Source organism: Nocardia sp. NPDC019395, assembly GCF_040632335.1.
Classification (GTDB): Bacteria; Actinomycetota; Actinomycetes; order Mycobacteriales; family Mycobacteriaceae; genus Nocardia.
Window position 1 is genome coordinate 1,044,569 of record NZ_JBEYBT010000001.1, and the last position, 20,681, is coordinate 1,065,249.

A 20,681-nucleotide genomic window follows, 5' to 3' on the forward strand; every position below is an offset into this window, starting at 1 on the left:
ACCCATCTCGGCGAGCAATCGGGTCCGCCGGTGCCGTTCACGGGGTGAGGGGCGCGGAATTCGTTGGGGTGGTGTCCTTCAACCCGACCCCGGAGGCACCGAGCTGCCGCGCGCCGTCGACCAGGGCGGCGATCACCCGTGCCGCGTGTTCGTAGCTCAGGCCGTGTGGCGGGCGGATATTGGATACGCAGTTGCGTTCGGCGTCGCTGCGGCCGGGGCGCGGACGGTGGGTCAGGTACACGCCCAGGCTGTCCGCGACGGACAACCCGGGCCGCTCACCGATGACGACGAGCAGGGTGGTGACGCCGAGCTGTTCCCCGAGGTGGTCGCCGAGAGCGACGCGTGCCTGGGTGGCGACAACCGGTGGCGCGAGGGTGAGGCCGGGCAGGGCGGCGGCGATCGCACGGACCAGACCGGGCCCGTGGGCGGCCACTGCCCGCGCCGACAATCCGTCGAACACTGCGATACCGAGATCGGCGCCGAGCCGGGGCAACCGGGTGGCGGCTGCGGGTTGCCGGCCGAGATCGGGGCGCCGCAGATAGGTGGCGCGATCCGGGGCGGCGGAGGCCGCGGTGAGCGGTTCGCCGAGCCCGAGCTCACCGAGTTGCCGGGTGAGTGCCGGGACGTCCAGCTGCGTGTGCACGGCGTCGCGCGCGGCGGCGTGCGCCGCGACGAACTCGAGATGCTCGCGGGTGGGCAGCCCGGAACCGGCCCGGCCCAGGCCGATCCGGGCCTGGGTGTGCCGGCGCAGCGCGTCCCAGGGGTCGCCGGTCATGCTAGGGCTCGCAGGGGTGACGCCGACAGGTCGATTTCCAGGACACGGCCGGTGTCGTCGGCCAGGCCCTGGTTCTGCAGCCAGCGTTCGAATTCTGGTGCGGGACGAAGCTTTCCGGCCGCGCGAGCGTAGAGCGCGTCGTGGAACGACAGCGATTGGTAGCCCAGCATGATGTCGTCGGCGCCCGGGACCGTGATCACGAAAGCTGTTCCGGCGAGAACGAGTAGCGACAACAAGGTATCCATATCGTCCTGGTCGGCCTCGGCGTGATTGGTGTAGCAGACATCGACACCCATCGGCAGACCCAGCAGCTTGCCGCAGAACTGATCCTCGAGACCGGCCCGGATGATCTGCTTGCCGTCGTAGAGGTATTCGGGGCCGATGAACCCCACCACGGTGTTGACCAGAAGCGGATCCAGTTCCCGGGCGACCGCGTAGGCGCGGGCCTCGAGGGTTTGCTGGTCGACCGGGCGGCCGCCGGTGCCCAGGTGGGCACCGGACGACAACGCCGAACCCTGACCGGTTTCGAGGTACATCACATTGTTGCCGACGGTGCCGCGGCGCAGGGCCCGGCCCGCTTCGTTGCCTTCGCGCAGCAATCCCAGGCCGACACCGAAGGCGCTGTTCGCGCCCTCGGTCCCGGCGACCGATTGGAACACCAGATCTACCGGGGCGCCGCGCTCGATCAGGTCGAGCGTCGTGGTGATATGGGTGAGCACGCAGGACTGGACCGGGATATCGAAGCGCTGCCGGATCTCGTCGAGCAGAGACAGCAGTTCGGCGGCCCGGCCCGGCGAATCACCGGCGGGGTTGATCCCCATCACGGCGTCGCCGCACCCCAGCAGCAATCCGTCCAGCACGGCCGCGGCCACACCGTGCGGGGCGTCGACCGGATGATTCGGTTGCAGCCGGGTGGCCAGGCGGCCGGGCAGCCCGATCGTGGTCCGGAAGCCGCTGGTGACGGTGAGCGCCGCGGAGACCGCGATCAGATCCTGGTTGCGCATGATCTTCGAGACCGCCGCGACCATCTCAGGAGTGAGGCCCGGCCCGAGCGCGCCGAGCCGTTCGGCGTGATCGTCCACAGCCGCGCCGGCCAGCAGGTGATCGCGCAGCCCGCCCACGGTGAGATGGGCGATCGGTGCGAACGCCGCGGTGTCGTGGGTATCGAGGATCAGGCGGGTGACCTCGTCGGTTTCGTAGGGAACGAGGGCTTCGGTGAGGAATGTGACGAGGGGGACCTCGGCCAGCGCCCACTGGGCGGCGGCCCGTTCGGCGTCCGAGTGGGCCGCGCAGCCGGCGAGCTCGTCACCGGACCGTAGCGGCGTGGCTTTCGCCATCAGGTCCACCAGTCCGTGGAATTCGTAGGACACGCCCGCGAGCTGCTGCCGGTATCTCGTCATCGCACCGCCACCTCCGTCGATGCGTCCGCCGTCACGTCGAGAAAGTAGCCGGTATCGCCGGCGGCGAGGGCCGGCGGTGGACGCACCTTCACGATATTGCCGTGGACACCGGCCGTCGACACGACCACGCCCCGATCGCGCAAATCGTTCACCACCGGTACCGCCGTCGCGGTGCGGGTCACCACGGTCGCCACCACGGATGTCACCGGTGATGAGGAGGCGTAACCGGTTTCGGTCCGGTGCCGCGGCCACGCCGGTGGATTCGTCACCGCGGCGGCTACCGGAACCACACCCACCAGGCATGGGCCGGGGCGCGCATTATCCGGGCCACCTGGCCACTTGTCATGCGACGCGCCACTGGTAGGGTCGGCTTTGTTCTGACACGGGGTGCTCCGCGAGTGCGGGGCTGAGATCACACCCGAGAACCTGTCCAGGTAATGCTGACGAAGGGATGTCCAGGTTTTGCTCGCGCACACCACTGATACCGGCAGATTCACCGAACACCTCTGGGACCGGACGAAGGATCTGCGCGCGGCCATCGACGACCTCGAGTTCCTCCGGCTGCTCGGCGACGGCACCCTGCCGCCCGAGGTTTTCCGCACCTACATCGAGCAGGATTCGCTGTATCTCGCGGGATATTCGAAGGTGCTGGCCATCTTGTCGGCCAAATCCCCCGATGCGCAGGCCGCGCAGTTCTGGGCGAGTTCGGCGGCCTCGGCGGTCTCCGTCGAATCGGCACTGCACGACGACCTGCTCAGCGGGGGCAGGCTTCCCGAGCGGGAGGGCGAGCCGGAGCATTCGGCGGCGTGCCTGGGATACACGTCCTATCTGATCGCGACCGCTGCCACCGAGTCGTACGCCGTCGGTGCGGCGGCCGCGCTGCCGTGCTTCTGGATCTACGCCGAGGTCGGGCGTGACCTGGCCACCCGCGCGGCCGCGGTCCTCGCCGCCGACCCCGACCACCCGTACGCGCAGTGGGTGACCACATACGGAGCCGACGAGTTCCAGGAGTCGGCCGCCGCGGCCCGGTTGTGGGTCGACGCGGCGGCCGAGGTCGCGAGCCCGCGGGAGCGTGCGGCGATGGAGACGGCGTTCACCATCGCCACCCGGTACGAGCTGATGTTCTGGGATACCGCCCTGAACCCGCAGCCGTGGCCCGCCTCGTGAGCGGCGGCCTACGCCGGGCCGTGAGTGTGGCCGTCGCGGTTGTGGCGGCACTGTCCGCGCTCACGGCCTGCACCCCGGGGCCCGGCGACGGCGAGACCATTCGGTTCGCCCTCGACTGGACACCGAACACCAACCACACCGGCCTGTTCGTGGCGCAGCAGCGCGGCTATTTCGGCGATGCCGGCCTGGACGTGGAGGTGCTGCCGTACAACAACACCGCCGTCGATACCGTTGTCGACGCGGGGAACGCCGAATTCGGTGTCAGCACACAGAGTTCGTCGACCTTCTCGCGGGCATCCGGTGGTCACACACTGTCCGTGCTCGCGCCGCTGCAGCGCTGGGCGACCGGAATCGGCGTAAAGGCCGACCGCGCCGATATCACCAGCCCCGCGGATCTGGACGGAAAGACCTACGCCGGCTTCGGAGATCCCGGCGAGGTCGAGACATTGCAGCAGGTGATCCGGAACGACGGTGGTACGGGAGATTTCGAATCGGTCACCCTGGGAACCTCGGCGTACGAGGCCGTCTACTCCGGCGAGGCGGATTTCACCGTCTCCTATCTGGGCTGGGAAGGTATCGAGGCCGAGCACAACAACAGGCCGATGAAGTACTTCCGGTACAGCGACTTCGGCTTTCCCGAGTCGTACGCCATCGTGATCGACGCCAACCAGGACTGGCTGGCGGCGAATCCCGACCGCGCGGCGAAATTCGTGCAGGCGCTGCAACGCGGGTACCAGTTCGCCGCGGACAATCCGGATGCCGCCGCGCAGGATCTCCTCGACGCCAACCCCGGAGCGTTCAACGACGAGTCGCTGGTGTTCGAGAGTCAGCGCATGCTGGCCGAACAGTTCATGAAGGGTCCCGGCGGCCGGGTAGGCGGCCAGACCCGGGAGCAGTGGGCAGCGAATTCCGGCTTCCTGTACGACAAGGGTTTGCTGACCGGTCCCGACGGTGCACCGCTTGCCGAGGAACCCGACTGGTCGACGTATTTCACCAATGACTATCTCGCGTCCACATAGCGACTCCGTGCGCGATAACCCGCAATCCACCGAGCGGATCCCGCCAGCCGGCCGAACCGCGGGGATCGGCTGGGCCGTGCCGTCCGTCGTGACAGTGGCAGTACTCATCGCGCTCTGGCAGGTCTATGTCGAGATCAGCGGTATCCGTCCGCAACTGCTTCCGGCACCGTCGCGTGTGGTGATGCAGGGGTGGGCGCACCGCGACGAGATCGGCACCCATGCCGCCGCGACCCTGCAGGTGACCCTGATCGGTTTCGCCGTATCGCTGAGCCTGGCCTGGCTACTGGCCGTCGTGGTCGACTTCTCGCCCTGGCTGCGGCGTGCGTTCGTACCGCTGTTCGTGGCCTCCCAGACCCTGCCGATCATCGCGATAGCGCCGCTCATGATCATCTGGTTCGGTTTCGGGCTGCTGCCGAAAGTCCTCGTCGTCGCGCTGGTCACCTTCTTCCCGATGGCGATCGGCCTGATCGAGGGTTTCGCCGCGGCGGACCGCGAGGCCGGCGCCCTGTTGCGCAGTATGGGAGCTTCCCGTGTCCAGGTGTTCCGGTATGTGCGCTTACCGTCCGCGATACCCCGGTTCTTCACCGCGTTGCGGATCGGGATCACCTACGCCGTCGTCGGCGCCGTATTCGCCGAGTACGTCGGTGCCCGCCAGGGCCTCGGTATCTATATGAGCCTGCAGAAGAATTCGTTCCGCACCGATCTGGTGCTGGCAGCGGTATTCGTGACCGCGCTCATCAGTATCGCGCTCTATCTGCTGACATTCGCGATCGAACGTATCGTCGCGCCCTGGTCGCGGGCGGAGAGCAGGAGCCGTCATGGCTGACGCACGCGGTAACCGGATCGTCGTCGCCGACCTCACCAAATCGTTTCCGCAGCCCGGCCGGGGCCGTGCGGACAGGCAAGTTCTCGGCGGTCTGTCGTTCACCGCGGAGCCCGGCGAGTTCGTATCCCTCATCGGGCCGAGCGGATGCGGAAAGAGCACTCTGTTCAATATGCTCGCCGGCCTGGAATCCCCCGATTCGGGCAGTATCCGTTTCGGTACGAGCGACGGTGGGCCGGTGGCCGCGCACTGCGCCTATATGCCGCAGAAGGATCTGTTGTTCCCGTGGCGGACCGTCCTCGACAACACCATCCTCGGTTTGCAGGTACACGGTCTCGCGAAACCGGAGGCGCGCCGCCGGGCCCTCGAACTGTTCCCGGTTTTCGGGTTGTCCGGATTCGAGGACGCCCGCCCGTTCCAGCTGTCCGGTGGTATGCGGCAGCGTGCGGCACTGCTGCGGACCGTCGTCCAGGAACGTGAACTACTACTGCTGGACGAGCCTTTCGGCGCGCTCGATTCGCTGACGCGCACCGAGATGCAGTCGTGGCTGCAGAACGTCTGGCAGCGGTACCGGTGGATGGTACTGATGATCACCCATGACATCCGCGAGGCGGTGTACCTGTCGGACCGGGTGATCGTGCTGTCCGCCCGCCCTGCCACGGTGCGCCACGAGGTACGTGTCGACCTTCCGCGCCCCCGGGAGGTGTCGATGATCACCGCTCCCGAGTTCGTCGCGCTGGAACAGGAACTGCTCGACGTACTGAATTAGGGTCGCCCTGCCCGGCCTCCGAGGGAGTGCCCGGCCGGCCGGTTACCGGGTCAGACCGGCGCCGGCCGCGCCGGCCGTGAGTGCGTCCAGGCCGAACGCGTCGACGGGACCGAGCGCGCCGGTACCGAGCAGACCGCCGTCGAGCGCGGACTGCGCACCCCACGCCAGGATTGCCGCGGTGAAGCTGTAGGGGTCGACTCCGGCGAGGGTCACCGACGCCAGGACGCGGCCGGCGTCATCGGATACTTCGGCGACGGCCCAGGTGCGGGTGCGGGCGCGCGATGCGGGAGTCGGGCCGCCGGTCGATCCCTTGACGACACGGTTCAGCGCGCTCTCGGCCAGTCGCCGCACCGGTTCCACCCGCGCGACCGCTCCGGTGACCATCGAGGTGACCTGCAGCCCGTGCGCTGCCACGCCGGGCAGTCCGAGGTAGACGTCGGCGGCACGCAGCTGCGGGTACGAACGGGTGAGGGCGAGATGTTCCGATCCCGGAATCGATGCGCCGGTATGCGTCTTCCCGCCGACGTCGAAGGTGCGTGTCCGGGCGGCGGTACGTTCGGGGACGATCCGGCCGCCGCGCAGCGCGAAACCCTCCTCGAACAACATGCCCGCCATGGACGCGCGCGTACCGCCGCTGGTCCCCGGGTCGGCGATGAAGTAGCCGATATCCGCGCGGACGGCCTCCGGCGCCTCGCGCAGCGCCAGGCCGGCGGCCAGATTGCCCGGCACGTAGTCGAATCCGAACGCGGTCAGCAGCCCCACGCCCGCCTTGCGTGCCGCGTCGTCGTGGTCGAACACCGTGCGGATGAACGGGCCCTCCCCGGTGGAGTCGAAATAGTGCGCCCCCGACGCCAGCGCCGCTGCCAGGGCCGGGCCGCCGTATCGCAGGAACGGCCCTACCGTGGTGACCAGTACATCGCCTCGTCCCAGGAGCGCTTCGACCGACCCGGGGTCGGTCACATCGGCCACCGCGGTGTCCGCGCCACCGATTTCCGTGGCCAGTTTCTCGACCGAGGTGGCGTTGCGGGCGGCCAGCACGGGCGCGGCACCGCGGGCGATCAGGGTCTCGGCGATCAAGCGGCCGGTGTACCCGGTGGCTCCGAACAACACGATCTTCGGCATCGGCTGGTACTTCCCGTTTCTGCTCGTCGGTCAGGGAGGTCGTAGCCGACGATACGGCGGCGGAGGTCGTCCCGATTATGCGGCCGCCACCCACCCGTCGACCCGAGTCCGGGTGTCGGCCCTTTATGACAGGATTCGGGCGTGGGTGACTTCTTCGAACGAATCGTCGACCTCGATGTGACCTCGGCCGAGGCGAGCACGCTGGCCGAGCACATGGTGGACTGGATGGTGTCGCGGCGGTGGCTGCTCCGCGAGACTTCGCGCGACGCGATGTACAGCCTCCAGGTCGACAAGGGCTATGTGCCGGGGCCCGACTGGCCGCAGATCACCCAGAACTGGGGCGCCGATTGGATCCCCGCCCCGGTCGCCGTCATCGTCGGCCGCCACGATCACTACGCCGGACAGGGTTGTATCGAACCGGCCTCGGCGGTATGCCCACGGTGCCGGGCCACCACCGTGATCATCGACTACCCGCAGGAATGGGACGCCGATCCCGTCGTATGGCAGCCGTTCTCGGACGCGATCGACGCCTGGAAACAAACGGGCACCGGCGAGGCGAACTGCCCCTCCTGCGCATTACCGAGTCCCATTACCACCTGGCAATGGGCAGACGGCTTCGCCCTGGGCGCCTTGGCCTTCGACTTCTGGGGTTGGCCGCCCCTCACCGAGGATTTCGTCACCGAGTTCGCCGCCCGCCTCGGCCACCGGATCGAGCACCACACCGGTAAGTTCTGAACCGGGGTTTCCGGTAGTCGGCCGAGCGCGGCGCCGGCGCCCCGAGACCCGGCGTCGATGCGGTGATCAGGCCGGCGGCGGGGCGAACCCGATCCGATGCCGGATGCGGCGGCGGCTCACTCGGGTAGCGGGTGGGTTTCGAAGAAATCCCAGATCAGCTGCGTGGCGTCGATGGAGGTGGTGTTGCTGCCGACGAAAGGCTCCGGAAACGGGACCGCTGTGTTTCCGGGCCAGACGTGGCCGCCGCCCTGGATGGAATACAACTCGACGTCGGCGCCCGCGGGGCAGGGGTAGCTTTCGCGGTAGACGTCGGGTGCCACCTGCTGCCGGTCCGGAGCGGTTTCGCAGCCGTTGCGCCGCGCCCACCCGGCCATGATCTCCGGAACGCCGGCGGGTCCCGGACCGTTGACCGAGGGGCCGTCACGCTCGGTCCCTACCGAGGAGCCGGTGCCGTCGGGAGAGGGTAATAGTTTCGCGTTGGGTCCCGCGCCGCCGGTGTAGGCGATGATCGGGTCCGCGGTGCCGTGGAACGCGATGACCGGGACCGGGCGGGACGTGTTGCACCAGGCGAAATCCTGCACTCCGGCAACGGGTGCGATGGCGGCTATCCGGTCGGAGAGCCGGCACCCCAGTGAGGACGTGGTGAACGCGCCCATCGACAGTCCGGTGACGAAGATTCGGCGGGAGTCGACGCACAAGGTCGATTCGACGTGGTCGATCAATCCTGTGAGCCAATCGATATCGGCGCTGTGTGGCTGGAAGTCCCAGCGGGGGAATCCGGGCTCGTCGATCTGTGGTGTGACGGTGATGAATCCATGGGTGGCGCCGTAGTCGCCCAGTCCGCTGGCGGCGCGCGCGATCGCCGCGGGTTCCAGGTAGCCGTGCAGGTCGAGCACGACAGGGTGGGGTCCGGGCGTGCCGGCCGGGATATCCCGGATATAGGTGCCGGCCCGCCCGGCTGTCGCGAAGTGCTCGACGGTATTCCCGGGCGCCGCCGGTGTCGCGGTGCATCCTTGTGACGGTTGAGCGGAGACGCCTTCGGCGCCGGCGACACCGGCGCCGGATGGTGTGAGCACGGCGAAGAACGCGGCCGCGATTGCCAGCGAACAAACGGATCTTGTCAGCCCGGATTTCGCGGCGGTTATGCCCGATAGGGCGGAAACGATATTCCCCTTCATAGAAATCAGCGTCTCACAATCGTGATTCCCGGCGCCGGTATTCGGTCGAAGTGCAACCTCCTGCCGTTTCGACCTGGCTCGAATCGGCCACCTGCAAGAAGGCGACTCCGGCCGTATCGAATCGGTGTACCTCGGGTCGCTGCGACGCGCCCCGCGTCGCGTACGGGATCCGTGCATTGCCGCAGTTAGGCTGAGCGCGCGACGGACCGCTGCCGATTCGAACCGGATGAAGGCGAGAAATCATGCGCGTCGATGCCGAGCCGGTCCCGCACCGGCGCCCACGGGTCCGCTCCCTTCTGCCCGTGATGGTGACAATGCTGGTGAGCGTGATGGCCGCGATGGCGCTCGTCTCCCCGGCCTCCGCGACCACGGCACGGCTCGACGTGGCCTGCGGTGCCCCGCTGGCCCCCGGCGCGGTGGACGACATCGTCCGGCTTTCGGATACCACCACCCTGGCCGGCACATCGATGCAGCGTCTGGAACAGGCGGTCGCACAGCACCAGCGGATCACCGAGATCCTGGTGGCGCACCGTGATCGGCGGGGATTGTTCGCTCTCGGGCTCGACGCCGTCGAACGATCCGCCGTTATGCCATTACAACGTGATCCGGCCGCTTTCGACGATCCGGAGTTCGCGCATCGGGTAAGTCTGGACCTACTTCTGCGTTTCCTGCGCAATATCCATGCCGAATTCACCGGGACCGCGACCGAACCCCAGTGGGCACATTATTTCGCCCTCACCCGTGACTGCGGATTATCACCCGGCCGGGTGGCGATGGCCGGGTACAACGCCCACCTCACCGTCGATCTGGCCGATGCGGTCGCCGCGGTGCGGGCCACCCCGGCGAACGCGCCGGACTACTTCCGGATCGTGGATGCCATCGCAAGCCAGGGCTCGCTCATCGTCGAAGCGACGAAGAACAGCTACGGCGCCGACCTCGGGCCGCTGTGGCGATTCTATTTTGTGGGAGAGGGTCTCGATGCGGTCTTGGGCGCCGGCGTGGGTTCCGGTGCGCTGCTTCGCTTGGCTGATGCCGGGGCGAACACCGTGATCTTCGCGAACGGCCTGGCACTGCAGGATCCCGCGCTCGCACCGGCCACTCGTGCCGAGATCGATGCGCTGTGGCGCAGCGCCGACGCCGCTTTCGTCGTCTTGTCGGCGAACGGCGGGCTCTGAGATCCGGCTGGACTGTGCTGCGGTCAGCCGATCGCCGCGGCCAGCCCTCGCCGGACGGCTTCGGGTGCCAGGGCTCGCGCCGAATCGAAGGCGGCGCGACGGTGCCGGCGGTTCATGAAATTCCAGCCCAGCCCGCGCATATCGGCGGGGCCCGGCGTTATCGGGACGACAGTCCGGCCGCTCCCGCGGACCTCGGCGATTTCGCGACGTAGCCCCTCCGACATCGGATTCCGCAGCAGTTTCTGCTCGACCACCCCGCCGAGTCCGGGCGCGCGGGCACCGCCGAACGAGGCCATCGAGGCGATAACGTAGATCTCGTCCGCCTCGTCCGCACCGATCAGATCGATCGATGCCGTGGACGCAGCGCCGCCGTCCACGAAATAACGCCCGTCGATCCGTACCGGCGGCATCCATCCCGGGACTGCCCACGACGCGCGCAGCGCCTCGTCCAGAGTCGCCGGGGGTGCGCCGGGTGCGCCGAATGCCACGCGTTCGCCGCGGCGCGGATCGTAGGCGACCAGACGCGCGCCCGGATGGGGGAGCGGGCCGGCGGGACTCGCGACGGAGTCCGCCAGGCGCTGGAGCCAGGCCGTGTCGCCACGGCCCCGGGGAAATATGCCGGCGGCGCGGGTGTGCCCGCCCCGGTGGCGCAGGAATCCGGCCGGTGCCAGGGGTACGGGCAGTGGTATCGGCGGGATACTCCGCGGTGCCGCGGCGATATGATGCCGGAGGACGGGGTCCGTGGCGCGACCGGTATGCATATCCACCAAGTCGTCGGCACTGTATCCGCCGGCGAGCAGGGTCACCAGTTCGGCTCCGGCGGAGGTGCCCTGCAGAATTTCGGCGTCGCGGGGATCCCAGTCCAGATGGTCGGCCAGCGCGGCGAGCGCCGCCACCGACCAGGCCCCGCCGATCGTGCCGCCGCAGCCGATGACGAGGGCCCGCCGTGTCATGACGGCGCACCTTCGAGGTGCGCCTGCCACTTTCTGAGTCCGCGGGTTGCCATCATCGTGTTCCTCCGGATCGGCGGGTAGTGCGTCTGGAAGGCTGTTCACTTCAGGAATGGCATGTCATCCCGACGACCCTAAGGTGTGCGGCGCCGACTACACCGGATACGACACGGAACGCCCTGTCGATCCGGTCCGAGACCACGGGAGTCAGCGGTCTCGTCGATCAGTTGTGCGCGGCGAGCGGGACCCGCGAACCGAGCAGTTCGAGAGCATTCTCGCGCATCACCTTCCGGGTGTCCTCGTAGGAGAATTCCGGGAATTGCGGGATATCGGCGGTGAAGGTGGTGGGATCGGCGAGGCCCTCGCCGTGGGGCCAGTCGGAGCCGAACAGGACCTTGTCCACGCCGATGGTCTCGGCGAGCAGCTTGACGTCGTCCTCGTAGTAGGGCGCGATCCAGACGTTGTTCCTCAGCTGCTCCACCGGATCTTCGGTGAAATGGTAGGGCGCGGTATTCGCGGCCTTCTTCAATCGCTTGATCAACCGGTAGACGAAGTACGAGCCGTTCTCGATGCTGACCACCTTGAGCTTCGGGTGGCGGGTGAAAACCTGGTGCACGATCATCGAGGCCATCGTGTCGTGGATCGCGCGATCGTCGAGCAGGACGTTGTCGAGCGGGTCTTTCTTTCCGAACCCCTCGAATGTCGCCTTGCCGCCCCATAGTGCGGCGATGGCGAGGTAGCCGCTGTCGGACAAGTGGAAACCCACCGGCACACCGGCTTCGGCGAGGCGGGCCCACACCGGGTCGTGCAGCGGATCGCCCAGCGAGCGTGGTTTGACCACCCCCGGAACGGGTGCGGGGCGAACCAGCACCATCTTCGCTCCACGCTCCAGCACGAATTCGACCTCGGCGACGGCTGCTTCCGGATCGGCGAGGGAAATGATCGGCGCCGAGATGAACCGGCCGTCGGGGCGATCGAAGCCCCAATCCTCGTCGAGCCACAGGTTGAACGCGTGCAGGGATGCCATCGTGGCGGGGATATCGTGCTTGAGTGCTTCCTCGACGCCGCAGGCGAAGGTCGGCAGCATGAACACCGTTTCCAGCTTCTGCCGGTCCAGGACCTTCATCCGGGCCTCGCGGTTCTGATACTCCGGATGATCCGGCAGCCGGTCCAGTTTCATCAGCGAACCCGGGTCTACCCCCTCGGGGATCTCGCCGCGGAACAGGAGATCGAGGCAGCCCGGCTCGACGATCGGATCGAATGTGGGGTTCGGGACGAAGTGGTTGACCTTCTCGCCCATCACCGCCAGCGTGCGTCTGCCGCTGGTGACCATCTGCACACCGCGGGTCCTGAACTCCTTCGGGAGATGGCGGGTGAAGGCGTCCAGCGGTTCGTAGTAGTGGTTGTCGACATCGATGGCGAGATAGTCCAGTTCGGTCATTATCGTGTCCTTCGGCTGATCTATTCGGTGGCGGTGTGCGCGGTGGCCGCCTCGATCTGGGAGCGGAACGCCGCCAGTTTCTGCGGCGCGCTGCTCTGGTGGTGGCTGAGCGCCTTGATGCTGACATCGTGATCGGCCGACGCCGAGCGCAGCGCGCCGACGGTCGCCTTCTCCCGCGGTACGTGCGCGAAGGGGTCGAACGAGTACCACTTCATGGCGTTGAGGTGGGTCATCTGCTGGATCTCGTGGTCGGTCACGTTTTCCGCCTCGAACACCGAGTCCAGCTCTTCCGGCGCACCCGGCCACATCGAATCGCTGTGGGGGTAGTCCATTTCCCAGGCGATATTGCCGATTCCGATCTCGTGGCGCAGCCGGACCCCGATCGGGTCGCTGATGAAGCAGGTCAGGAAGTGCTCGCGGAACACCTCGCTGGGCAGCTTGCCGCCGAAGTCCTGCATCGTCCAGGTGGAATGCATCTCGAAGGTCCGGTCGACGCGCTCCAGGAAGTAGGGGATCCAGCCGGTGCCGCCCTCGGAGAGGCCGATCTTGAGATCGGGGTATTCCTTGACCGGGCGTGACCAGAGCAGGTCGGCCGCCGCGGAGACGATGTTCATCGGCTGCAGCGTGATCATCACATCCGGCGGGGAGTCCGTGGCCGGGATGGAGAGCTTGCCCGACGAGCCGATGTGCACGTTGAGCACGGTCTCGGTGTCCACCAGTGCTTTCCACAGTGGGTTCCAATAGGCGTCGTGGAAACTGGGATAGCCCAGTGCGGCCGGGTTCTCGGTGAAGGTGAGCGAATGCACGCCCTTCTTCGACACCCGGCGTACTTCCTCGGCGCACAACTCGGCGTCCCAGATCACGGGAAGTGCCATGGGGATGAAGCGGCCGGGGTAGGCACCGCACCATTCGTCGATATGCCAGTCGTTGTACGCCCGCACCAGGGCCAGGGAGAAGTCCGAGTCCTCGGTGGCGAACAGGCGGGCGGCGAAACCGGGGAAGGACGGGAAGTTCATCTGCGCCAGCACCCCGCCGGCGTTCATATCCTTGACCCGTTCGTCCACGTTGTAGCAGCCGGGGCGGATCTCGTCGAGGCCCTCCGGCTCCAGCCCGTACTCCTCCTTCGGCCGTCCGGCGACGGCGTTGAGCGCCACGTTCGGGATCACCCGATCCCGGAACTTCCACATATCCGCGCCGTTCTCCATCCGGACCAGGCGCGGCGCGTCGTCGGCGTACTTCGCGGGCAGGTGGTTGGCGAACATATCGGGCGGTTCGATGATGTGGTCGTCGACGCTGATGAGGATCATATCGTTCTTGTCCACGAGGTACTCCCTTCGAGCCCTTTACTGTAAATAAAACTATAACGCTGCCGACGTGGCGGTGACCGGTGGTTCGGCGGCGCTCGGGTCCGGGTTCTCGATCGGCAGGCCCATGAATCGGCGGGCATTGTCGCCCAGGAAGTCCCAGGTCCGCCGGTTGTCCATACCCTCGGCGTATTTCCAATAGGCCTTCGGCTCGGGCAGCCCCTCCGGATGCGGGTAGTCCGAGCCGAACATCACCTTGTCCCAGCCGACTGTCGCGACCACATCGGCGACCGAACCCTCCCAGAAAGGGCTCACCCAGATATTGCGGCGGAACACCTCGAGTGGGTCCTCCGGGAAGTTCTGCGGCATCTTCTTGGTCAGATCCCGCAGATCGTGGAACAGTGGGTGGATCCATGAGCTGCCGTTCTCCACGCTGGCGATCCGCAGGCGGGGGAACCGGGTCAGGGTGCCGTGGCAGATGAGGCTGCCGATCATGTCCGAGATCTCCCGGTGCCCGAGCACCAGCCAGCGGAACGAGCTCATGGCCATGAAGCTCTCGGTGGTGGGCGGCTCCCATTTGTTCACGTACTCGTCCAGCGGCGGCTGACTGGCGTGCAGCACGATCGGCAGGTCCGCGTCCTGGACATCGCGCCAGAACGGGTCGAATTCGGGCAGGGCGGGTGACCGCCAGCCGTTCACGCCCTTCACCGGCGCGGGCTTGATCAGCGCCACCTTCGCACCGTTGTCCAGGATGTACCGGAGCTCGCGCCGGGCGCCGTCGACCTCGGCGCAGTTGATGATCGGGGTGCTGAAGATCCGGTCCTGGTACGCGTAGCTCCAATGCTCCATCATCCACCGGTTCAGTGCGTGGATGATGGCCATGGTCAGCTCGGGGTCGTCGGCGGCGGAGTGCTCGACCAGGCTGGCGAGCGTGGGGTAGTTGAGCGTTTCACGGACGCCCTGGCGGTCGAGTTCCGCGATCCGGTCCGCCGGGTTGCGGGTGGCGGCCGGGGCCTCGATCGCGGAGCCCTGCATCTCGCGCAGAGTCAGGCCCTCGGTGTTCTCGCCGGCGAAGAACTTCTCGTGCGCGCCGGGGGCGGCGACCCGGTCGAAGGTGGGGTTCGGGATGAAGTCGGTGATCCGGCCGTTGATCGCGAGCCGGGTGCGCCGTCCGATCTGGACGTACTGCACCGCCCGGCGGTACTTGTCCGGCAGGTACCTGGTGAGTGCGTCGGCCGTCTCGTACATATGCGAGTCGGCGTCGAAGATCGGGATACCCGGTGCTCGGTTCATATCGATGTTCTCCTGAACGGCTATTTGGCGACGAACCTGGTGGCGTCGAGAATCAGGACGACCCGGTCGTCCACGTCCGCGGGGGGCTCGCATCCGGTGTCTCCGTAGCGCTCGCCCAGTTCCGCGTAGAACTTTCCGTCTTCGTCCCCCTGTACGGTCACCAGCCAGCCGCGGGTCTCCAGGCAGCGCGTCGGCGCGTCCGGATCGGTGAGGAGGAACGAGTAGTTCGGGTTGGCCTGCAGGCTGGTGAATTTCCTTCTCGGGATCGTATGGCTCATGCGCAGGTGGGCGCCGTCCCAGGTGAAGCGCATGGGGGACTGATCCGGTGACCCGTCGGGGGTCACGGTCGCGAGGATGCCGACGAGGGGGCGGTGCAGCAGATCCTCGAGGCCGCCGGGAATTTTCGAGCTCATGAGTCCACCTCGCAGCGAGCAGGTAGAAATGGTTACCGTTGATATTACCGTAAGCTACCATTCCATTGGCTGATGTGACACGGGCAGGCGCCCCCGTGCATCTATACTGTAAGGCTATCGGTAAAAGCGAGGACCACGATGCAGCGAATGATCGCACCGGAGATATCGACCTGGCCGGACGCGGACTTCCGGCTCGTCGGCGGTGCCTGCGGTGACTGCGGGGCGACGGTCTTCCCGGTACAGGAATTGTGCCCGCGGTGCAGCCGGCCGTCGGTCGAGGCCGTGCACCTGCCGGCCGAGGGTGTCCTGGTGGCCTGGACCACCCAGGGATTTCTGCCCGGCGCGCCCTACCTGGGCGACGAGACCGCGAAAACGTTCGTCCCGTTCGGCGTCGGACTGGTGCAGCTCGGCGACGTCATCCGGGTGGAGGGCAGGCTCACCGAGAACGACCCGCGGAAGCTGGAATTCGGTATGCGAGTCGTCCTGACCACTGTTCCGCTCGGCACCGACGCCGACGGTAACGACGTACTCACCTTCGCCTTCCAGCCGCTGGAGACGACCAGGAGTTTCACATGACCAATGATGTCGCGATCGTCGGTGTCGGCCTGCATCCGTTCGGCCGCTTCGAGGGTAAAACGGCGATGCAGATGGGCGCCGACGCGATCCGGGCCGCACTGGGCGATGCCGGACTGGAGTGGAAGGATATCCAGTTCGCGGTGGGCGGCAGCTGGGAAGTGGCCAATCCGGACGCGATCGTGAGCCTGATGGGGCTCACCGGCCTGCCCTTCACCAATGTGTTCAACGCCTGCGCCACCTCGGCCAGCGCGACCGAGGCGTGCGCCGACGCGATCAGGCTCGGCAAATACGATATCGGGATCGCGATCGGCCTGGACAAGCATCCGCGCGGCGCTTTCACCGTCGATCCCACTCTCGTCGGTATGCCGAAGTGGTACGGCGAGAACGGCCAATATCTGACCACACAGTTCTTCGGTATGAAGGCCAACCGCTACCTGCACGATCACGGAATCTCCCAGCGCACCCTGGCCAAGGTGGCGGCGAAAAACTACCGCAACGGCGTGCTGAACCCGAACGCGTTCCGCCGCAAGCCGATCGCGGAGGACGACATCCTGGCAGCGCCGATGCTCAACTACCCGCTGACCCATTACATGTTCTGTGCGCCGGACGAGGGTGCCGCCGCGGTGATCATGTGCCGGGCCGATCTGGCGCACCGCTTCGCCGCAAAGCCGGTGTACGTGCGCGCGGTCGAGATCCGGACACGTAAATACGGTGCGTACGAGGTGAACACGACCTACGCACCGGTGCGGGAGGATGCCTCGCCGTCGGTGTACGCCGCGCGCGCCGCGTTCGATGCGGCCGGGATCGAGCCGTCCGATATCGACGTAGCCCAGTTACAGGACACCGACGCCGGCGCCGAGGTGATCCATATGGCGGAGACCGGGTTGTGTGGGCACGGCGACCAGGAGAAGCTGATCGCCGAGGGCGCCACCGAGATCGCCGGCTCGATACCGGTGAACACCGACGGCGGGCTCATCGCGAACGGCGAGCCGATCGGCGCCTCGGGAATGCGGCAGCTGCACGAGCTGGTGCTGCAACTGCGCGGCACCGCGGGCGAGCGGCAGGTGCCGAACGAACCGAAAGCGGGTTTGGCGCTGCTCTACGGTGCGCCCGGTACTGCCGGGGCGACGATCGTCACCACCTGATGGGCTCCGGGGATACCGGCCGCGAGCCGGCGGGACCGACAGACGGGAGTGTGCCGTGGGTGTTTTCCGGCCGGGTTCGACGGCGATCATCGGGGCGGGCATCGCCGGCCTCACCGCGGGCAAGATGCTCGCCGACTACGGGGTGCCCTACACCTGCTTCGAGGCGTCCGACCGAATCGGTGGCAACTGGGCGTTCGGAAATCCGAACGGGCATTCCAGCGCCTACCGATCGCTGCATATCGACACCTCCAAGTACCAGCTGTCGTTTCGTGATTTCCCGATGCCCGACGAGTATCCGGACTTCCCGCACCACAGCCTGATCAAGCGGTACCTGGACGATTACGCGGAGTCCTTCGATCTGCTCCACCGGATCCGCTTCGAGACCTCGGTGGTGCGTGCCGAGCCGCGGCCGGGTGGCGGCTGGACCCTGCATCTCGGCACCGGGGAGCAGTACGAGACCGAGTTCCTGATCGTCGCGAACGGGCATCACTGGGATCCGCGTTTCCCCGAGTTCCCCGGGCATTTCGACGGGCAGGTCATGCACTCGCACGCCTACATCGATCCCGCCGACCCACTCGATCTGTCGAACAAGCGAATCCTGGTGGTCGGCCTGGGCAACAGTGCCGCCGATATCACCGTGGAACTGTCCTCGCGGGCGTTGCGCAACATGGTCTATCTGTCCACACGCTCCGGCTCCTGGATCGTGCCGAAATACATGGCGGGGCAACCGCTCGACAAGTACGCGGCGATGATGCAGTACATCCCGAAACCGCTGTTCCGTCCGCTGGTCAATACCTTCGCCGAGTTCATCTCCGGTGATCCGGGCCGGTTGGGCCTGCCCCGGCCCCGGCACCGTTTCCTGGACGCTCACGGCACCCAGTCGGTGGAGCTCCCGTTGCGGCTCGGGTCCGGTGATGTGATCCCGAAGCCGGATATCGACCGGCTGGACGGGGCCACCGTGCGGTTCGCGGACGGGACGACCGCCGCGATCGATGTGATCGTCTACGCCACCGGTTACAACATCACGTTCCCGTTCTTCGCCCCCGAGCTCGTGAGCGCGCCGGGGAATCGGATCCGCCTCTACAAACGCATCTTCCGGCCCGGCACGCCCGATCTCGCCTTCGCGGGGTTCGCGCAATCGGTGCCGACGCTGTTCCCGTTCGTCGAATGCCAGGCCCGGCTCATCGCGGCCTACGCCGCGGGGGAGTACCTTCCGCCCGCGCCCGAGGTGATGGAGCGCGTTATCGCCGCGGACGAGGAGTACCACCTCGGGCGTGTGCTGGACCGGCCGCGGCACACCCAGCAGATCGATTTCTACCGGTACGAGCGGCAGCTGCGGGCCGAGGAATTACCCGCGGGCCGGGAGCGAGCCCGGCGCGCGGCAGCCTGATGGTGCCCGCTCCGTAGTTTCGGGTACCTATCGGTCACGGCGGTGTGGGAACGGCCGATGGCGCCTCGGGCCGGGGGCCGCCGTTTGCTCCGGAACCTATACGGAAATACTGACTGTAAGGTTAACTATAATCAGATCTCGCAGCAGGTCGATAAGGCTGGAACTCGTATCCGCCGATTCGCCACCGGCTGCGATGAGCCGACCACTGCGCTGAGAGGACAAGAATGACCAACGCGCGAGGCTGGAAGGAAACGCTCGAGGATCTCGACGGCCGCCGGGAACGGTCGGCGGCCATGGGCGGTCCCGAGCGGGTGGCCAAACATCGGGCGAAGGGCAAGCTGACGGCGCGGGAGCGGATCACGTACCTGCTCGATCCCGGGACGTTCCAGGAGTTCGGCGCCCTGGTCGGTGGTGAGGTCGCCGCCGACGCCGTCGTCACCGGCTCGGGCCTGATCGACGGCGCACCGGTCATGGTGGGCGCGGAGGACTTCACCACCGTGGCGGGAACCATCGCGCCGGGCAGTAACGCCAAGCGCTATCGCCTGGCCGAACTCGCCGTACGCAACAAGGTTCCGCTGGTGATGCTGCTGGAGGGCGCGGGGTTCCGGCCCACCGGCGCGCACTACGGGCGGACCCCCACCGATCTGCTCGCCCAGGCCCAGTGTTCGGGCCGGGTGCCGATGGTCACCGGGGTGCTCGGCGCCTCGGCGGGCCACGGTGCGCTCATCGCCCCGGTATCGGATTTCTCGATCATGAGCCGGCAGGGCGCCATTTTCACCGCCGGACCGCCGGTGGTGCGGGAGTCGACGGGTGAGGACATCAGCAAGGAGGACCTCGGCGGCCCCGGTGTCGCGGTGCCGAGCGGCCTGATCCACAATCTGGCCGATAACGACGAGGACGCGCTCGACGATATCCGCCGGTACCTGTCCTATTTCCCGTCCAGCGCGTGGTCGTATCCGCCCGCGCTGCTCTCCGACGATTCCACCGAGCCGCGGCCGACCCCGGAACTGCTGGACATCATCTCGCGGGACAACCGCAACACCTACGACATCCGGGCCGTACTCGACGCCGTGTTCGACACCCCCGACTGGTTCGAGGTCCAGCCCGGCTACGGCGCCGCGATCGTCTGCGCCCTGGCCCATCTCGGGGGGCACCCGGTGGCGGTGGTCGCCAACCAGCCGCAGGTGCTGGCCGGCTCGATCGATACCGCGGCCGCCGACAAGGCCGCGCATTTCATCTCGGTGGCGGATTCCTTCCATCTGCCGCTGGTGTTCCTCGCCGACAATCCCGGCATGCTGCCCGGCAGTGAATCCGAACGCGAGGGTGTGCTGCGCGCGGGCGCCCGGATGTTCGTCGCCCAGACCACGGCGACCACGCTCAAACTGCATGTCACGCTGCGTAAGGCGTACGGATTCGGTTCGATGGTCATGTCGCTCATCGGTTTCGACAACCAGACCGCGGCCTTCGCCTACCCCGGTGCGACCATGGGCGCGATGAGCGCGGCGGCCCTGGGGCTGGCCTCGGGAGCGGAGGAGGATGTCGCGGCGCAATTACGGGAGATGGAACTACTGGCGTCTTACCACTCCGCCGAACATATGGGTTTCGACGAGCTCATCCGCCCGGACGAGACACGCGACGCCCTGCTCACCGCCCTGCGGCGCGGGATCTTCGCACGCCAGGAAGTAGCGCAGCCGGTGACGCGCTCCGCGATCGTCCCGTGAGCCGGGTGCGTATTCGGGGTGAACAGACCCCGAATACGGTGCCGGACCACACCCGGCCCGCCCGCGCAGAGATTCGTGGTGTGGCTATGGCACAGTTTCCGGCAACGACAGGCGCCTACGACGAAGGAAGCACGATGGCCGACCACTGACCTCGGACAACCGATGCCGCCGACCCGGAGGTCGGGTCGTGACCGGCCCCCCGGACGCGAGGGGTTCGCGCTCGGTGGTGGCTTCGAACTCGTGTTTCGGTGGGAAGTTCCGGGGGAGCCGGATCCTGGCCGCGAA

20 protein-coding genes and 1 riboswitch are annotated in these 20,681 nt (G+C 67.3%); of the genes, 10 read left to right on the forward strand and 10 right to left on the reverse strand.

All coding sequences use genetic code 11. The features are described from left to right. Positions 1–37 precede the first annotated feature (37 nt). The 3 genes from eutC to ABZ827_RS04190 are packed head-to-tail and all read right to left on the reverse strand — an operon-like array spanning position 38 to position 2,381. Positions 38–775 carry an ethanolamine ammonia-lyase subunit EutC gene (gene eutC, locus ABZ827_RS04180; protein ID WP_357232632.1) on the reverse strand — a complete coding sequence of 246 codons (738 nt, stop codon included), beginning with the start codon at positions 773–775 and terminating at the stop codon, positions 38–40. Further along, entirely contained in the window at positions 772–2,175 is a 1,404-nt protein-coding gene (locus ABZ827_RS04185; RefSeq protein WP_357232634.1) for an ethanolamine ammonia-lyase subunit EutB, read from the reverse strand. The genes eutC and ABZ827_RS04185 overlap by 4 nt, the downstream gene beginning before the upstream one ends. Continuing rightward, on the reverse strand, positions 2,172–2,381 hold the full coding sequence (locus ABZ827_RS04190) for a hypothetical protein (RefSeq protein ID WP_357232636.1): 210 nt from the start codon (positions 2,379–2,381) through the stop codon (positions 2,172–2,174). The genes ABZ827_RS04185 and ABZ827_RS04190 overlap by 4 nt, the downstream gene beginning before the upstream one ends. Positions 2,382–2,548: 167 nt before the next feature. Next, positions 2,549–2,644, forward strand: a riboswitch (TPP riboswitch). Between ABZ827_RS04190 and ABZ827_RS04195 the strand changes: the two genes are divergently transcribed. The 4 genes from ABZ827_RS04195 (at position 2,638) to ABZ827_RS04210 (ending at position 5,953) form a co-directional block, all read left to right on the forward strand. After that, entirely contained in the window at positions 2,638–3,342 is a 705-nt protein-coding gene (locus tag ABZ827_RS04195) for a TenA family protein (protein WP_357232638.1), read from the forward strand. Its footprint overlaps the riboswitch before it by 7 nt. Further along, positions 3,327–4,361, forward strand: a complete 1,035-nt coding sequence (locus ABZ827_RS04200; RefSeq protein ID WP_357232640.1) for an ABC transporter substrate-binding protein — start codon at positions 3,327–3,329, stop codon at positions 4,359–4,361. The genes ABZ827_RS04195 and ABZ827_RS04200 overlap by 16 nt, the downstream gene beginning before the upstream one ends. Before the next feature lie 37 nt (positions 4,362–4,398). After that, positions 4,399–5,187, forward strand: a complete 789-nt coding sequence (locus tag ABZ827_RS04205) for an ABC transporter permease (RefSeq protein ID WP_357234468.1) — start codon at positions 4,399–4,401, stop codon at positions 5,185–5,187. Then, positions 5,180–5,953 (forward strand): ABC transporter ATP-binding protein, encoded by a 774-nt coding sequence (locus ABZ827_RS04210; RefSeq protein ID WP_357232642.1) that lies wholly within the window; start codon positions 5,180–5,182, stop codon positions 5,951–5,953. The genes ABZ827_RS04205 and ABZ827_RS04210 overlap by 8 nt, the downstream gene beginning before the upstream one ends. A gap of 42 nt (positions 5,954–5,995) precedes the next feature. On the opposite strand, the gene ABZ827_RS04215 is transcribed toward ABZ827_RS04210, so the two are convergent. Further along, positions 5,996–7,075, reverse strand: a complete 1,080-nt coding sequence (locus tag ABZ827_RS04215) for a saccharopine dehydrogenase NADP-binding domain-containing protein (RefSeq protein ID WP_357232644.1) — start codon at positions 7,073–7,075, stop codon at positions 5,996–5,998. Positions 7,076–7,216: 141 nt separating this feature from the next. On the opposite strand from ABZ827_RS04215, the gene ABZ827_RS04220 reads away from it, so the two are divergent. Continuing rightward, the gene (locus ABZ827_RS04220) at positions 7,217–7,810 is read left to right on the forward strand and encodes a hypothetical protein (protein WP_357232646.1); all 594 of its coding nucleotides are present in this window, start codon (positions 7,217–7,219) and stop codon (positions 7,808–7,810) included. A gap of 116 nt (positions 7,811–7,926) precedes the next feature. Here ABZ827_RS04220 and ABZ827_RS04225 read toward each other — a convergent pair whose 3' ends face one another. Beyond that, positions 7,927–8,988, reverse strand: coding sequence for a hypothetical protein (locus tag ABZ827_RS04225; protein ID WP_357232648.1), 1,062 nt, complete (start codon positions 8,986–8,988; stop codon positions 7,927–7,929). Between the two features lie 305 nt (positions 8,989–9,293). On the opposite strand from ABZ827_RS04225, the gene ABZ827_RS04230 reads away from it, so the two are divergent. Then, on the forward strand, positions 9,294–10,163 hold the full coding sequence (locus ABZ827_RS04230; RefSeq protein ID WP_357234471.1) for a DUF5995 family protein: 870 nt from the start codon (positions 9,294–9,296) through the stop codon (positions 10,161–10,163). A 23-nt stretch (positions 10,164–10,186) separates the two neighbouring features. Here the strand turns inward: ABZ827_RS04230 and ABZ827_RS04235 are convergent, their stop codons facing one another. The 5 genes from ABZ827_RS04235 to ABZ827_RS04255 form a co-directional block, all read right to left on the reverse strand. After that, entirely contained in the window at positions 10,187–11,116 is a 930-nt protein-coding gene (locus ABZ827_RS04235) for a patatin-like phospholipase family protein (protein WP_357232650.1), read from the reverse strand. Positions 11,117–11,336: 220 nt separating this feature from the next. Further along, positions 11,337–12,554 (reverse strand): amidohydrolase family protein, encoded by a 1,218-nt coding sequence (locus tag ABZ827_RS04240; RefSeq protein ID WP_357232652.1) that lies wholly within the window; start codon positions 12,552–12,554, stop codon positions 11,337–11,339. Between the two features lie 20 nt (positions 12,555–12,574). Continuing rightward, positions 12,575–13,876: an amidohydrolase family protein gene (locus ABZ827_RS04245; protein WP_357232654.1), complete on the reverse strand. Its 1,302-nt coding sequence runs from the start codon at positions 13,874–13,876 to the stop codon at positions 12,575–12,577. 36 nt (positions 13,877–13,912) lie between these two features. Next, complete coding sequence (locus ABZ827_RS04250) at positions 13,913–15,151, reverse strand: amidohydrolase family protein (protein ID WP_357232656.1); 1,239 nt, start codon at positions 15,149–15,151, stop codon at positions 13,913–13,915. A gap of 20 nt (positions 15,152–15,171) precedes the next feature. Further along, positions 15,172–15,564, reverse strand: a complete 393-nt coding sequence (locus tag ABZ827_RS04255) for a pyridoxamine 5'-phosphate oxidase family protein (protein WP_357232658.1) — start codon at positions 15,562–15,564, stop codon at positions 15,172–15,174. A 138-nt stretch (positions 15,565–15,702) separates the two neighbouring features. Here ABZ827_RS04255 and ABZ827_RS04260 point away from each other — a divergent pair, with 138 nt between their 5' ends. The 4 genes from ABZ827_RS04260 to ABZ827_RS04275 all read left to right on the forward strand — a co-directional run bounded on the left by ABZ827_RS04260 (position 15,703) and on the right by ABZ827_RS04275 (position 20,396). Then, entirely contained in the window at positions 15,703–16,140 is a 438-nt protein-coding gene (locus tag ABZ827_RS04260) for an OB-fold domain-containing protein (RefSeq protein WP_357232660.1), read from the forward strand. Then, complete coding sequence (locus ABZ827_RS04265; protein ID WP_357232662.1) at positions 16,137–17,285, forward strand: thiolase family protein; 1,149 nt, start codon at positions 16,137–16,139, stop codon at positions 17,283–17,285. The genes ABZ827_RS04260 and ABZ827_RS04265 overlap by 4 nt, the downstream gene beginning before the upstream one ends. Before the next feature lie 55 nt (positions 17,286–17,340). Then, entirely contained in the window at positions 17,341–18,675 is a 1,335-nt protein-coding gene (locus ABZ827_RS04270) for an NAD(P)-binding domain-containing protein (RefSeq protein ID WP_357232663.1), read from the forward strand. A 224-nt stretch (positions 18,676–18,899) separates the two neighbouring features. Next, the gene (locus tag ABZ827_RS04275; protein ID WP_357232665.1) at positions 18,900–20,396 is read left to right on the forward strand and encodes a carboxyl transferase domain-containing protein; all 1,497 of its coding nucleotides are present in this window, start codon (positions 18,900–18,902) and stop codon (positions 20,394–20,396) included. Positions 20,397–20,681 lie beyond the last annotated feature (285 nt).